General features: G+C 30.1%; 10 protein-coding genes. 3 read left to right on the plus strand and 7 right to left on the minus strand.

The window, feature by feature from the left end; genetic code table 11:
- The first annotated feature begins 478 nt into the window (after window positions 1-478).
- The 3 genes from ACHRV5_RS10800 to ACHRV5_RS10810 are packed head-to-tail and all read left to right on the plus strand — an operon-like array spanning window position 479 to window position 5458.
- On the plus strand, window positions 479-1618 hold the full coding sequence (locus tag ACHRV5_RS10800; RefSeq protein ID WP_395426733.1) for a cysteine desulfurase family protein: 1140 nt from the start codon (window positions 479-481) through the stop codon (window positions 1616-1618).
- A 19-nt stretch (window positions 1619-1637) separates the two neighbouring features.
- Window positions 1638-4022, plus strand: coding sequence for a hypothetical protein (locus ACHRV5_RS10805; RefSeq protein ID WP_395426734.1), 2385 nt, complete (start codon window positions 1638-1640; stop codon window positions 4020-4022).
- Window positions 4022-5458: a restriction endonuclease gene (locus ACHRV5_RS10810; RefSeq protein ID WP_395426735.1), complete on the plus strand. Its 1437-nt coding sequence runs from the start codon at window positions 4022-4024 to the stop codon at window positions 5456-5458. Before ACHRV5_RS10805 ends, ACHRV5_RS10810 begins: the two co-directional genes overlap by 1 nt.
- Window positions 5459-5495: 37 nt before the next feature.
- Here ACHRV5_RS10810 and ACHRV5_RS10815 read toward each other — a convergent pair whose 3' ends face one another.
- The 7 genes from ACHRV5_RS10815 to ACHRV5_RS10845 form a co-directional block, all read right to left on the minus strand.
- Window positions 5496-6287 carry a HEPN domain-containing protein gene (locus ACHRV5_RS10815; protein WP_395426736.1) on the minus strand — a complete coding sequence of 264 codons (792 nt, stop codon included), beginning with the start codon at window positions 6285-6287 and terminating at the stop codon, window positions 5496-5498.
- Window positions 6284-7471, minus strand: a complete 1188-nt coding sequence (locus tag ACHRV5_RS10820; RefSeq protein WP_395426737.1) for a DUF262 domain-containing protein — start codon at window positions 7469-7471, stop codon at window positions 6284-6286. The genes ACHRV5_RS10815 and ACHRV5_RS10820 overlap by 4 nt, the downstream gene beginning before the upstream one ends.
- A 171-nt stretch (window positions 7472-7642) precedes the next feature.
- Window positions 7643-8647, minus strand: coding sequence for a protein kinase (locus ACHRV5_RS10825; protein ID WP_395426738.1), 1005 nt, complete (start codon window positions 8645-8647; stop codon window positions 7643-7645).
- Window positions 8648-8652: 5 nt separating this feature from the next.
- Window positions 8653-9816, minus strand: a complete 1164-nt coding sequence (locus ACHRV5_RS10830; protein ID WP_395426739.1) for a DUF262 domain-containing protein — start codon at window positions 9814-9816, stop codon at window positions 8653-8655.
- A gap of 10 nt (window positions 9817-9826) precedes the next feature.
- Entirely contained in the window at window positions 9827-10933 is a 1107-nt protein-coding gene (locus ACHRV5_RS10835; RefSeq protein ID WP_395426740.1) for a phosphoadenosine phosphosulfate reductase family protein, read from the minus strand.
- The gene (locus tag ACHRV5_RS10840) at window positions 10933-14148 is read right to left on the minus strand and encodes a hypothetical protein (protein ID WP_395426741.1); all 3216 of its coding nucleotides are present in this window, start codon (window positions 14146-14148) and stop codon (window positions 10933-10935) included. Before ACHRV5_RS10840 ends, ACHRV5_RS10835 begins: the two co-directional genes overlap by 1 nt.
- Window positions 14138-15055, minus strand: coding sequence for a DUF4007 family protein (locus ACHRV5_RS10845; protein WP_395426742.1), 918 nt, complete (start codon window positions 15053-15055; stop codon window positions 14138-14140). The genes ACHRV5_RS10840 and ACHRV5_RS10845 overlap by 11 nt, the downstream gene beginning before the upstream one ends.
- Window positions 15056-15123 lie beyond the last annotated feature (68 nt).

Genomic DNA, 15123 nt, shown 5'->3' on the forward strand with positions numbered 1-15123 from the left:
AGGCTCCGAAACCTTTATATTAATCTCAGTAAATTTGTGTGTTTTTAGCTTTTAAATTTATTAGGTACACCTATAGGTACACTATAGTAGAACTCTCAATATTTTCATATTGTAAAGATACTAAAATTATGAATATGGTTTCAGTTTCCTGCTAAAAGAGTAAGAACCTAGTATTTAGATGGCGAGGTGTAAAAATTGAGCTAAATAAAAATAAACAAATCTTTATTCATTATCTCAATAGAATGAAAGCGATTTGATAATTTGTGGCTATATATTTTCTAAAAAAGCATTAACCATTGGGTTAATGTAAATTTACTAAAGTATGCATTATAAAAGGAATTTAGTATTTGAATAATGTTCAATCTTCTTGTAACCGGTTTTTGCTTTTTCGAGTAGTAGGAATTAAAGTTAGACACCTGATTATGGATTAAAATATACTATATTAGCGTAGCTAAAATAATTATCTTTAAATTAATCTTTGGAATATATTTTTACATATTTGGATTTTAATGCAACGACACCTGTTGATGATCGTGTAGTTAATGTTATTACTTCTCATCTCACTGAGGTGTATGGCAATGCTTCAAGTCTATACAATTTTGGAAACAAAGCGAAGCTTGTTGTTGATAGAGCAAAGATTAGCACAGCCAATGTGATTGGTTCTGATCAAAATGAGATTTATTTTACTTCCGGAGCTACTGAAAGCATTAATTTAGCCTTAAAGGGGTTAGCCTTGCACCCAAGTAATACTAAGAAACATATTATTACCTGTACGACAGAGCATAAAGCAGTTTTAGAGACTTGCCACTATCTTGAAACTATCGGATTTGATATTACTTATTTGCCTGTAGATAACAATGGAGTAATTGACTTAGGTCTATTAAAGACAAGTATTAATGAAGATACCCTTTTGGTATGTATAATGTGGGTGAATAATGAAACTGGAGTTATACATCCAATAAGGGAAATTGGGGAAATAACAAAAGATAGAGGAGTCTACTTTGTTTGTGATGGAACACAAGGAGTTGGTAAATTGGAATTAGATGTAATCGAAACTAATATTGATATACTTTGCTTCTCCGGTCATAAAGTATATGCTCCAAAAGGAATCGGGGGGATATATATTAATGATGGCTTATTTAAACAAAATAAGCTTCAACCTCAAATTCATGGGGGAGGACAGGAAAATGGCTTAAGGAGCGGAACTTATAATGTCCCATTGATAGCCGGCCTCGGAAAAGCATACGAAATTGCTGTTGATGAGATGCAAGGAAATAGGATGCAAATTGATAAACTTAGAGATTTTATAGAAAATGAATTATTAGAAATAAAAGGAGCTTTTATCAACAGTAAGGACACACTAAGAATATATAATACAGTTAACGTTTGTATTCCAGGATTTGAAACTGAAATCTTCATAGGAATGAATAAGGATATTGCCGTAAGTAATGGTTCAGCTTGCAGCTCGGCGTTGATCCAACCATCACATGTATTATTGGCAATGGGACTCAGTAATGATGAAGCGATGAACAGTTTGCGAATTTCTATGGGTAAAGATACTACGTTTGGAGAATTACAAATTCTTATAAAACGAATAAAGGATTTTATGAATTACTAATTAAACCATACCTCCACTTATGCTTAAAACTTTATTTGAATCCCTATATCAATGTGAAACGGAAGCTGATATTGATGCGTTAATATCCTCAAATTCGTATTTAAGCAATACAGCAAATTGGTCTCCAATCGGACAAAATGAGTCGAACTTCAGTATTATTGAGAATCAACAATCCAACCCTATAGCGGCATTAGTTGAAAAGGTTACTAATTCCATCGATGCCATATTAATGAAGAAGTGCCTAGAATCGGGACTAGACCCAAAAGGGAAGGAAGTACCAAAATTTATGGATTCGGCGATTGACTTATTTTTTCCGGACAATAAAAATTGGGATTTGAATACGTTCAGGAGAAATCAGGCAGAGAATATTCAAATTATAGCGAATGGGCCCCGTAAGGAGAGCTCTGTAATTATATATGATAATGGAGAAGGCCAGCACCCAGAAGATTTTGAGAGTACTTTTCTTTCCCTAATGCGTGGTAACAAAAACGAAATTCATTTTGTACAAGGGAAATATAATATGGGTGGAAGTGGTGCTATAGTGTTCTGTGGTACCAAAGGATATCAACTAATTGGATCTAAAAGATTTGACGGACTAGGTAAATTTGGATTTACATTGGTTCGTGAACATCCGCTGTCAAAAGACGAATTGGAAACTAAAAAGAATACATGGTATGAATATCTAAAAATTGATGGAGGAGTTCCAGCATTTGACATTGCTGAACTTGAACTAAAGTTATTTAATCGAAAATTCAAAACCGGGTCTATTATTAAAATGTATTCTTACCAGATGAGGGGGATTTCAGGTTTCGCCCAAGATTTAAACCAGAGCCTGAATGAATTTCTGTTTAAACCGGTTTTGCCTGTTTTTACTATCGATACAAAGGAAAGGTATCCAAATAATAAAGTTTTAGAGACAACAGTTTATGGATTGCAACGTCGTCTAGAAGAAGAAAAAGATTATGTAGAAGACTGGTTTTCGGAAGAATATGAAGATACTCTTTTCGGAAAAATGAAAGTGACATGTTATGTTTTCAAAGGTAAACAAGATAATAAAACTGTAAAAGAAACAAAAGCTGATATACAACGCAGATTCTTTAAAAATAATATGTCCGTATTATTTTCAATGAATGGACAGGTGCATGGTCATTATACTTCGGAGTTTATTACACGAAGCTTAAAATATAATCTATTGAAAGACTCCCTGCTTATAAATGTTGACTGCACTAAGATGAAGTATGAGTTTAGAAAAGATCTATTCATGGCTTCCCGAGATCGGTTAAAAGATGGTACCAAGGCAGAAGAGTTAAGAAGTTATCTTAGAAATAAGCTAACCAAATCTAAGCTTGATGATATTAATAAAAGAAGGAAGGATTCTATTGGATTAGAGAGTGAAGATACTTCTGAACTAATTAAAAGCTTTGCTAAGAACCTTTCCAAGGACAGTGATCTTTTTAAATTGATACAAAACACCTTAAAACTAGAGGAGAAGGCAAAAGAGAAACCAGAAAAGAAAGAGTCCAAAGGAAATTCCGAAAGGCAAGAAAAACCGTTTAAGCCAGAGCGTTTCCCCAGCTTTTTTAAATTACAGCACAAAGCTAACAGCCTTATTCCTGTGCCTGTAGGAGGTGAAAAAACATTAAGGTTTGAAACTGACGTTGAAGATCATTATTTTGATCGAACGGAAGACCCAGGAGATCTTCAAATAGCGGTGTTGAAAGTTAAGCGGAATGAAAGCAAAGGTGGAGACCTTGAGGGCAATGAAAAAGAACCTGGCGAATTAATTAATATTATAAAATCAAGTCCAGACAAGGGTACTATAAAAATTACACTTAATCCTGATATTGAATTAAGGCAAGGTGACGAGATAGAAATCGAGGCAACTCTAAAAGGTGCAGGAGATGACTACTTTACTGAAGTTGTATTCCTGAAAATTGTGGATCAAGAACAAAAAAAGGAAACGGTACCAAAAGAAGAGGAAGATTTTAGCAATATAGGTCTTCCAGAATTAGTAAAAATCACTAAAGACCAGTGGGAAGAATTTGAAAGCCAAATAGGACTCCCTATGGGTTACGATACGGTAATTAGCCCTATAGCCTCTGGAGATATATTGGAAAAAATATATATTAATCTAGACAGTAATGTCTATTTAAATTATCGAAAGAAACTTAAAAATGAAAACCAGATAATTGTATCCCAAAAAAGATACGTTGCTTCGGTTTATTTCCACTCCCTATTCCTTTATATGATTACTAAAAAGAAAAATTATAGGCTTACTCTGGACAGTGATGATAAAGCAGAAGTAACTATTGATGATTACATTAGAGATGTATTCGATAGTTATTACTCTGATTTTTTACTGAATTTTGGCATGGAACAGCTAATGGGAAGTTTAGAAGATTAATGAAAATAATAGATTACATAGATAAAATTGCAGGAGAAATAGGTTTAGAAACTCAACATAAAAGTGATGAAAGAATTTCGCTATGGACTAGTCCTTATCTTGGTATTTCATTGATTGTTGAATGTGATGAAGAAGAAAATATAATTTTTTACTATTCTCAAAGAACTACTTCGTGGGTATATAATGGTGAAAGAACTGATCTGCATGATATAATTCCAATTATATTCGCTTTGTTCATTAAGCGACTAAATATCTGTAGTTTATATTTTACGGATGTGCATAACCCAGCTACTGGAGCAGATGATGAAATATATTCTAAATATTTAACCCCATTTCAAATCAATAATAATTTTGCCAATAAAAAAAGTGAACAATATTTAAAATTTATTGATGAATTGATTAGTAGTTTAATGGCGTTTGAGAATTTTTTCTGGTCGTGTTTTCCTGGATGTCCATGCGAAAATTGTAGAAAGAAACTTGGTTATGACTTCGAATACAATTGGGAAATTGAAGAAAATAGGTTGCAAAATGTCATGACCTCAATTAATAGTTCTGGAGAGCAAGTTAGTTATTGTGAAAGAACACTACCAAATTGGTTTTATTTTAGAGACTTTAAGAGAAAAATTTCTTTAATTCAGAGTAAAGATTTACATCCTTTTATTGAAAGTATAAGTAAAAACAGCAAAGCGACGAGTCTTAATTCAATAAGCGGAAAGCTATATATTGAAGAACAATGTCATCATTACTTAGGCAACTTCAAGAATCGAGAAATTAAAGACACTTTCAAAAAACTTGGAGATAAACATAAAAGCACTATTTTTTTTGAAAATCGAATTATTGCTATTGGAGATGAATACATTCTTTCTTTTAATTACAATTGTGGCTATCATAAATTTCAAGATGAAAAGACTAAATTGAAAATTAGGCATGAAAAAGAATATAAAATTCTATTTAAACCTTCTGAATTAGAATGGGCGGAAAAAATAGATGATTCAAGATTTGAAGACTTAATAAAAGATTTGTTAGAAAGAGAGCCTGAAGTAACTAGAGTGAGAAAAACAGCTCATACAAGAGAACGGGATGGAGGTGTTGATTTAATTGTTGATTGGAAAGTTCCTAAAATAAAAATGTATACTGGTGATGTAAATCCTTATCAGACGCTAAAAATTATCGTTCAATGTAAAGCATATAAAGATGGAGTTAGCAAATCAAAGGTTACAGATATTAGAGACACTATTGAATTCAGAAACTATGATGGCTATTTTTTAGTTGTATCGAGTTATCTTACAAAATCATTATCTGATTATTTAGATAAATTACGAACAGAAAATAAATTTTGGATTGAATGGTGGAGTAGAGGTGAAATTGAAAAACGACTTATTAATCACAAAGATTTAATTTTAAAATATAATGATATAATAAAAGTCAAAGAGTAGAATTCTACAACACTACTCTTTAAAAATTATTATCATATTATGATACAGAAAATGATAATGAATTAATTTTCATCGCACCTAAATCTAATAGTACAGGACTTAGCACTTTAAAATAATTGATATGTTTTATTACATCATCATATGAAGGCCAAGTAAATGAACCTCCACTTGGATGAGCGACTTGATTCCTTAAATTCATAAATTCATCTAAATATTTTCTTGCTTGAGAAGTAGCATTTGTAGAATCAGCTGTTTCAAAAAATGTACGTATGGCTAGTTGTTGCCCGATATCGCTCCAAATATTACTAATGGATATTTTTGAAAATAAATCATTTAAAATGTCTGAACGCATATTACCTTCAGTTATTGATAAACATTGGTGATTTATCGTTCCAAAATCATTACCTATTACATTTTTAAATAAATTTTCAATAAATGTTTTTTGCATAATATCTCCATATCCAAATTTTCTTGGAGAAGCTATAACAAGAGATGTATCTTGAACTATTGAGCTTTGAAACTTTGACGGAAGGCTACTATAATCAGGATGTTTTTGAGCAAATTGGATAGCGAACTCTTCAAAAATTGTTTTAACATAGTCTTCAAATCTTCCTCCGATATACAAAATGAAAATCCCTGGAATTTTAGCCATTCCATTTCTAGCAGTATCTACTAAGGGATGAAGTTCTAAAGCTTTATCTAAAAAAGTTGATGAAATTGGTTCAGTAGGTTGTTCAATAGTTCTTAGCTCTTCCAAAGTTCGAAGTACTGAAAATGTATTACTTATATCATCTAAATCTCTATGAAAATCGTCTAAATAATGTCTCATATTGATCCAGTTAAAATATTTTTAAACTGATCAACTCTAAACTTGATGTTCTCAATAGAATTACCTTTAGTAATTATTTTTTCATAATTATCTTCATCATTTAAAATTTTCAGAAAATTAGTTTTTATAGTTTCTGTATCTTGAATAGTACTTTTATCTACTTGCCAATAAGCTACTACTAATGCATCATAAATATTTCTTGCCTTTTGAGGAGGGGATAAAACAGGGTTTTTAATAGATTCATTTCCGAAAGTTTCATAAATAAATTTTATAGCATCATTAAACTTATCTTCCATTTCTGCACTCGTTGTAGTATCTAAATTTTTATACTTTTTCATAGTACCATCCAAAATGAATTTCATTGAACCATCTGAAATACCATCATTATAGACTTCTTGAATACCAAAAGTGCGTAAAACCAATTCACAATCCATCATGCTTTTATAAATTGGATTATTTATCAATGCTTTCTCAGCTCTTGATTTTTGTGGCTCAATATCACTAGGACTGGGATTTGGAATTCCCCAAATTAATCTAAAAAGAGGATTTCCTGATAGTTTATCGAGTAAATCATTAAAAGAACCAGCAAATATTGCGTTCCTTAGTTCTTGAGCATTTAATTTTACTCCTCCTGTATTTAATCTATCAAATAAAAGCATTCTGACATCTATTTCATCAAATCCTTGTGATTCAGCCATCAGAATAGTAGCAGAAATTGATCTCCGCAGTAATAATCTTTGATCTTCTGCTGTTAAATCTGAAAACTTAGAACCATTCAAATGATTATAATAGCTTAATTTTCTTAAACGAAATTTGTCTGAGAAAAAGTCTTGAATAGCTTCTAACCGTTGTCTTCCATCAACAACTTCATATGAATGAAAGTCTTTTTCATATAAGAATATAGGAGGAATAGGAATATTTAAAAGAAAAGATTCTATTAATAAGGATTTTTGAAGAGTACTCCATCTTGACCTTCTCTGATAGTGGGGACCTAAAACAATAGTTTTATCAATACTTTGATTAAGATAGTCAAGGTTATAATCTTGATTAGTTCTTATAACCCTTAATTGCTTTTCTCTGTTATTCGTTACTTGTGGATTAGTTAATTCGGAATCTTCTTCTTCCCATGAATTAATTTCGTCGTCATTCCAATCGTTGTCCTCTTCAATTTCTTGTATATTCATAATGGTTATTTATTGGTTAAATAGCTTTTGAAAGCTCTTGTCTTAGAACCTCAAAAAAGATAAAAAGCTATTGCAATTTAATATTTTTTAATTATTGAGACCTCTTTTTTTATTAGATTTTGGTTTGGAATATCTAAAGGAAAGTTTAAGATTAAAATAGTCTAACATTGACTATCCAATTATGCACTCTTGATTTATTTTTTGAAATAATGGAATTATTGTTGAAACATTATTGAATCTTCTAAGTTTACTATGGTGCAGCATTTTTCTTACGATCCAAAAAACTCTTTCATTTTCTCTATTAAAGTCATGGAAATTAATATTTCCAATAGGAGCATTATATTGGAAAATATACCAAAAAACTTTACCTAGTTGAAAAATATCTGATTGATGATCAATTTTACAATCATAACTATATTTAAAGCCTTTCTTTTCACTTAAATACTTATTCATAACTTCGGGGGAAGCCCACCCACGAGGACCAATGAATTTCCCCTCTTCATTAAATTTATAATGAAGTTCTTTCCCATCAACTAAGCCTAAATCACCAAGCTTCCATTTTCCATTTGCGAAGAAAATATTGTCAGGTTTAATGTCTCGATGATAAAAGATAGCATTGTCTAGTTGGTTTATACCATCAAGTAACTCTAAACAGAATAAAACTTTATTTTCAAATAGAAGGTCATCATGTTTTTCTTCGACATATGATTTTAAATCATAATCAGCAACTTCCATTGAATAAAATAAATAATGATTATTATTTATTTCACATTCACCGAAATCATAAACCTCAATAACATTTTCATTTTTTAATTCCTTGCATTTATTTAAAGCATCTATTTCATTAAAAAAACGTTTATGCGTAGGAGTATATTCATTTGTTACGTTACCTTTAAGTTGCTTTTTCCTAAATGAAAATTTTAATATTTTTAAAATTGCTATCGGTTGAATATCATCATAAGTTTCTGCATCGGCAGCTTCATCAATAGAATAAAGTTTTAAAATAATTGAGTTCCCACCTTTGTTTCCATTGTTCGATAAATTATTAAATAAATATTCCTTATTATTAATATTAATTATATTATTCTTAATATTCTCGAAATCAATATTTAAAATATCCGCATTGAATTTGGTTTTCACAATTTTAATATAATCTGGAAATTTTACTAAATTCATAAAGATTAATTATTTAATAGCTCTACATCAATTAGAAGATATTCGTACATTGATTTCAATTCAATTTTGTCTTCCGTAAAGAGATTACTTAAATATGTTAACACACTTAGCAAATTGGGATTCTTTTCAATATTTTCAAAATCCACCTTGTTTAGAAGTATAGATTCCCAAAACAACAATCTTTCTTCTCTTGCCTTTTTTGAATTACTTTGTGAAACACAATTAATAGCGTAATTTTTCAAGGCTTCACTTTCCTCATTTGTAGGCCTAATAAACTGATTACCATCGCTGTCCTTATGATTTAAAAAAAGTAAAATTTTATATTGATAATCTAAAAGATCATTCGGAAGTTGATTATATTTATTTAAATAGCCAAAGATTGTATAGAAATCATTTTTTTGCTTATATCTAGTTTTGTTTATTGGATAAATATCATTCCATCTTGACAAAGTATTTATAATCTTTTCAAATGAATTAAGTAGAGAATTGTATTCATCTTCATTAATATCTTTCGAAAACAGCTCTTTTTCAATATATATTTTCTTATCTCTTATTCCTTCAAGTCCTGTATTTATTTGATTTTTTTTATCTTCATCATATTTGAAAAGATAGCCAAGAAGTTCCTGGATAAAATCCCTATCATTAAATCTACTCACCGTTTTGTCACTGAATAGATCAAGATTAATCAATGATTGATTATTTGATAATTCTTCAGCTAACTTTAAGAATAATGTATCACTATAGTATGCTTTTTGTCTTTCTGGATCATTAAGGTTGATACCTTTTTTGTTAATAAAATAATAGACTTCCCTTATCTGTTCGTCACTTATTTCATATATGTAAGCAACTTGTATGATATAATTTAGAAAAATTTCATTATCACATAAATCAATATTGTCTTTAGAGGTTATTTTTATATCACCTTTATTATGCTTTATTATAGTTCTTGATCTTTGTTGCCCGTCTACCATTTCCATTTGGCCATTACTAAGGACTCTTATGAATAGATTAGGTAAGGGGTATCCTTTAGAAATAGTGTTTATCAAAGCTTTTTGATCAGGTAAAGACCAAATAAAACCTCTTTGGTAAGAAGGTGATAAATTTATTTTCTCTGATATGGATAATTCTAATAATTCACGTATTGTGATTGTAGAGTATTTATAATGCATATTTCATTCTTTATATAAAACAACTAGCACAACCTTCTCCTTCAGCATCATCCAAAATATCCAAAAGATAAGGTGATTGTTGTTTTGATTTTTTTCGTTCTTTACGTTTAATGTATTCTTCTTTTATCTTTTCAATTCGCTCTGGTTGAACCAATTCTGCTAAAGATTCGTCTTGTATCCAAGTGTAACCTTCTTTTTCGTATTCCATTGCTTTTAAAAACAAATCAGGATGTTGCTCATACAACCAGATCCATTCTATTTTCTGCTGATAAAAACAAAAGAAACATCCTGAACGACTTCGGGCATAAGTAGATTTTTTACCATTTACTTCAAACTCAATGGCTTTATAATATGCTGGAACACCTACACCGGATTCTTCTAAAATTTTAAAAATATCATCCCTAACTAATATCTCTTCATTATTAATCAGAGGAAATTCACTTTCTTTTGAAAGTGGGTAGTCCGTTATCTGTAAAAATTGAAATACAGCTTGATTGTATATTGCAATTCCTAAATCTAAAAGACGATTCAATTTTTGGGTTTGGCTGAAATTGATAGAAATCTCTTCATTAATAACTTCAAAAATACGCTCTCTTTTTTCTCCTAAATTTAATGCTTCATAATATTTTAAGACATTATTAATATTAGTGTTTGATAGAAATTTAGTTGTAACATCTTCACTAAAGATATTTTTTCTGAACGGAAAAATAGACTGAATATTTGACTTCTTAGATATGTATCCTTCTCTGTCTTCGTCACCTCTGATTCCAACATAAGAAATCACTAGATCATCACCGACAAATTTCTCGAAAGGTTCTAATTTTAATTTTTTTGTACACCACCTTGACATAGATCCTGGCAAGAAGCCGTTATACATCTTTATATAATGATCAAAAGGATTTAATGTATCATCTGAAAGAGAAGGTAGTTTTATAATTTCTTTTCCTAGAAAATTTTCAAGATTCTCAATTAAATCATAAGTATCTTGGAGTTCTTTTCCTGTATCTGATGTATAATATTCAATATCTAATTCAGGATAATTCTGCTTCATATAAATAGCTAAAGCAGCACTATCCTTGCCCCCAGATATCCCTAACACGTGTCTTACTTTACCCATTATAGTAAATTTTTTAAAACAGCAGTGATTGCCGCTATGTCTATACTTTTATCTTTTGATAAAAGGGCCTTTATATCTCCTTCAAGTTTCTCTACTTGCTTACTTTTACTCTTCGGCAAGCGTATAACTTTATTTGCCATTTCTTCTCCAAAAGAATTTATCTGCACATCTAGTGCTATCTCTTTGTCTTCATCAAACTTACTTTTTGAGATTCTGTTTAAGCTATCTAAACTGAGAATCATTTCTGCAAATTTGTCGTATAACATCAATTCATCTTCATCTTTAAATTTTTCAAGTGATCTACCGATTAAAGATTGGGCTAGCGAACTTAACCATGCTTTTTTATCTTCAATTTGAGAATCTATTCTCTGCACAAAAGATTTTTGACTATTCAGTAATAAATGACGGTGCAGGCTCTTATACCTGCTTTGGAATTTAATTTTGTATTCTTCAAAAACTAATGGCTTATCAAAATATTTATCTTGCAGAAAAATTTCAAAGCGATTAATGAGTTCATCAAAGCTATTACGGACTTCTCTAATAGAGTCCTGTAATTGGACAATAAAATGCTGTAACTCGGCTCTATCTTTTTGTATTTTAGAAACAGAACACCCTAAAGCAGTCGGAAAATCTTCAAAGAATGATTGTTCCGGATCTTTTGAATTGGCAATGGCTTCCCGAATAGCGATACTTTCCTTTGATAAACGCTTTGTTTGTTTTGAGTAATCAGGCAGTCCTTTGTAAAAAACTAAAAATGGTTTTATCGTTTCGATGAATGTTTGTGCATTCCCGTTTTGATTCAAATCAATATTTAGGAATTTGCGGTAACTATTAAAAATATCCAGTTTTACACCTTCTAAAGCAAATGATTTCACGTCGAAGTCTTCTGGTATTTTAGCCAACCTTTCTAAAATATCTTCATTAATTACTGGAGTATAAATATTTTCATTAAATAATGCGTACTCGTCTCTCTTAATAAAAAGAAAAGTAGGAACCCAAAAATCTATGAAGCCTTGTTTTAATTTAAAAGGTTTATTACTTAGAATTTCTATAAATTCAGTAACATTTCTTTTTGAAAGTTTAGCGCTATTTAAAAATTCTACTGACGCCAACCATAAATCATAAAAGCCATTCTCATTATGAGGTTCAATTATATTGGATGATTCATCATCACATAATTTGATGCCGTTATTTTCTAAAAGAGATAGATAAATAGTCTTCTCTGGTGGAAATTTATCAGTTGAAAACCCTAATTGAGGAACATCCCATTCATTTGCCAGAGCTTTAAAATAATTCCTTTTTGCAGTATGAATTGATGTAGAAATTTTATGCTTGTTCACCAACTCATTATTAAAGTATGGTGTTCTATTATAAACTGTCTGACAAATTTCTGAAAGAAATACATTAAACTCTTTTTGGGATTTTAATTCTTTTAGGTCTCCATTGAAGACCCATAATACGGAAGCATTATCCCCAAAAAGACTATTTAGTATTTTATGATTTAATAGGTTACGTTGATGTAGAATAATATTTTTAAGTTCAGTAACGGCTACTTTATCATCTGGGTTTTCTTCTATTACTTTTCTTGTCTTTTCAATTTCAAACAATAAATCCCTAATCTCTTTGGATTTCAAATAGTAACAATACAGTATTGCTTCTTGATTAGCAGAAGAAGCTTCTTGAATATCTCTTAAAATGTTTTTCTCATTAAATACTAAATTGATAAATCCGTCAACATCTCCAACAGGTTTTGTTGAAATTGGCTGAGAAGATATTTTATATTCAAATAAACGAGGTGTACCAGTTTCAAACATTGCTCTTTTAGCAAGTACAGGTGCTAACGAATAATTTTTATTTAGTAAAGTTACTACGTCTGTAATATCATCAATCTTATTACCAGCCTCGTATAGAGCTGTAGGGATATCTAAATCCGTTCCTTCAAAAAGAATGTATCTGTTGTTATAATTTCTATAAAGAATTACTTTCTTAATCTCTAAATCCTCGATTAATTTTTCGGTATTTTCTAAGCCTAGACTCTTTTGAGAATACTCTATTAAAAAGTCGCGATTGATATACGAACCTGCTTGTGCATAAATAGACAGTAAGCCTATTGTTTTAATTAACTTTTCATAATCCGAAAGGTTTTTATCAAATAATGATTCAACTTTTTCTAAAGAAGTTCTAATGGATTTCCACGCACTAAAATCGGGATTGTACCTAGAATTTAGAAAAGAAAAATAGTTATGTATCAAAAAATCATAGACTTCAGCAATCGAATAAAAACTATCATTTAATATACTGTGCTGGTATAATCCAGTATGATCTGTTGATTCTAAAAAAGAAAATAATGAGCGTTCATTCTGACCATATTTTTGCAACGACAATGTTAGTACATAAGCTGAAATTGAATCCAGTGGATATAATTTCTTAGCTATACTTTTTATATAATCTTCATTTATATTAAATGCTTTTGATAAAGACAATATTTCTACCAAATCATTTATTTGTTTTTCCTTTTTAAAAGTTGATTGTTTTTCTTCAATATATTCTGAAGCAAGTAACAATAATTGTTCAACTGGTTCATTAAAAGTAATTTCTTTGAATCTTCCTTTTACTTTTGTCCATTCTTGTCTTTGAGAAGTTTCTAAATGAATAGCATATGCATCAAAATTTTGATGCACTGTTGTCAATAACACAATGTTATTATCCGAATTATTAACAAACTCCGCTAATTGTTGAATAAAATAAAGCTCTTTTTCTGGTTCATTTTGAGAAGCATATTCTAAAAATTTCCCAAACTCATCTATCACAATGAATAGAAGTGGATTTTTGTTCCCTAAATCGTAATAACGATTATATATTTCTGAGAAAATGTTTTCAGTTACAGTCTTTTCATTGCTAATTCCGAGACTATCAATTAATGAATCCCTAAGAGACTTATATTCGCCTATAACTTTAATAAACTCTAGTTTAGGATTGGAGAGCATATTTAATCCAAAATAAGATTTTTTTGCTTTTAGTGTTTGCTCTATCGCCCAAAGAAAAGAACTCTTACCAGTTCCATATGATCCAATTATATTGAAAGATCTGATACCTTGCTTAAAATCATTACTTATTTGATTGCTAATGCGAATGGCATTTGGAGTAGGGATATATTTTAACTCCCTATCCGTATCACGGATAATATTGGTCGATGTAGTGAACTTACCTGCCATAATAATGATTTAGAACATCAAACTTATTAGGTTTTGATGTAAATTGTAATTCTTTGATAGCGGCATGATCACTTAATGTAATACCATAATCTCTAAATGCCGGATTTTTGGAAACAGATTCCAATTTTTCCATTAAAGCATTTTTAGTGATAGCAAAAACAGATCCTGCCTGATTTCTCTCTTGAAATAAAGTGTTTAAACTGATTGAATTTTGGAAATTATCACTATCTAAAATTGTATATAAGAGAATCTCTTCAGGAAGAGAATTTCGATGCCCATTTGGTATTGAAAAAAAAGCAACAACACCAACATCTTCTATTTTCCTCTTCTCTTCTTGTATAAAATTTAAATCAGTCAATAGTCCAGAAAAGGTATCTTCTTTATCCTTAACTTGTTCCGTAGTTCTGATATACATCTTTGTCAGTACGTCGAAATCAGTGCTAACGGTTTTTTTATTAAACTGCGAAAATCCAAATTCGGTGTTTTTTCTTTCTGCAAAAGACAAGAAGTTATCTTTTGTAAACTCAATCTTTTCTTTTCTTAAATCATTAAAAATTAAATTGTAAATTGAAGCGTGTCCTATAGCAACTAATTGATAATGTAATAACCATAAAGTTGCCTCATCTTCCAAATAAGGATCTTGTCCGTCAACAGAAAAAATGTAATCAGCTATATCAGTTGTATTACCTTCTTTATCTATCAATCCAAAAGCTTTCATCCAAAAGTAGATTGCAGATACCATATTTTTACCTACACCTAATATTACCACTGATTCACTATCTGTGAATTTATTTCCATTTTTCACAAAATCATAGCCTTTTTTTAGCCACAATTGTCTACAATGAAACGTATCGTGGCCTGAAAAAGTTAATTTATTATATGTGTTATTGGTTATCGCTTCAACCATAAATAATTGCTTTGTTTTAATACACAAATTAACAAAATATAATCGTTAAAAACGAGTTTCAGAAACCA

The organism is Flavobacterium sp. FlaQc-52 (assembly GCF_044007495.1).
In the GTDB taxonomy this organism is placed as follows: domain Bacteria; phylum Bacteroidota; class Bacteroidia; order Flavobacteriales; family Flavobacteriaceae; genus Flavobacterium; species Flavobacterium cupriresistens.

Coding starts and splice junctions, on each gene's coding strand:
- ACHRV5_RS10805 (WP_395426734.1), top strand. CDS start 1,638: ATGCTTAAAACTTTATTTGAATCCCTATATCAATGTGAAACGGAAGCT.
- ACHRV5_RS10810 (WP_395426735.1), top strand. CDS start 4,022: ATGAAAATAATAGATTACATAGATAAAATTGCAGGAGAAATAGGTTTA.
- ACHRV5_RS10815 (WP_395426736.1), bottom strand. CDS start 6,287: ATGAGACATTATTTAGACGATTTTCATAGAGATTTAGATGATATAAGT.
- ACHRV5_RS10820 (WP_395426737.1), bottom strand. CDS start 7,471: ATGAATATACAAGAAATTGAAGAGGACAACGATTGGAATGACGACGAA.
- ACHRV5_RS10825 (WP_395426738.1), bottom strand. CDS start 8,647: ATGAATTTAGTAAAATTTCCAGATTATATTAAAATTGTGAAAACCAAA.
- ACHRV5_RS10830 (WP_395426739.1), bottom strand. CDS start 9,816: ATGCATTATAAATACTCTACAATCACAATACGTGAATTATTAGAATTA.
- ACHRV5_RS10835 (WP_395426740.1), bottom strand. CDS start 10,933: ATGGGTAAAGTAAGACACGTGTTAGGGATATCTGGGGGCAAGGATAGT.
- ACHRV5_RS10840 (WP_395426741.1), bottom strand. CDS start 14,148: ATGGCAGGTAAGTTCACTACATCGACCAATATTATCCGTGATACGGAT.
- ACHRV5_RS10845 (WP_395426742.1), bottom strand. CDS start 15,055: ATGGTTGAAGCGATAACCAATAACACATATAATAAATTAACTTTTTCA.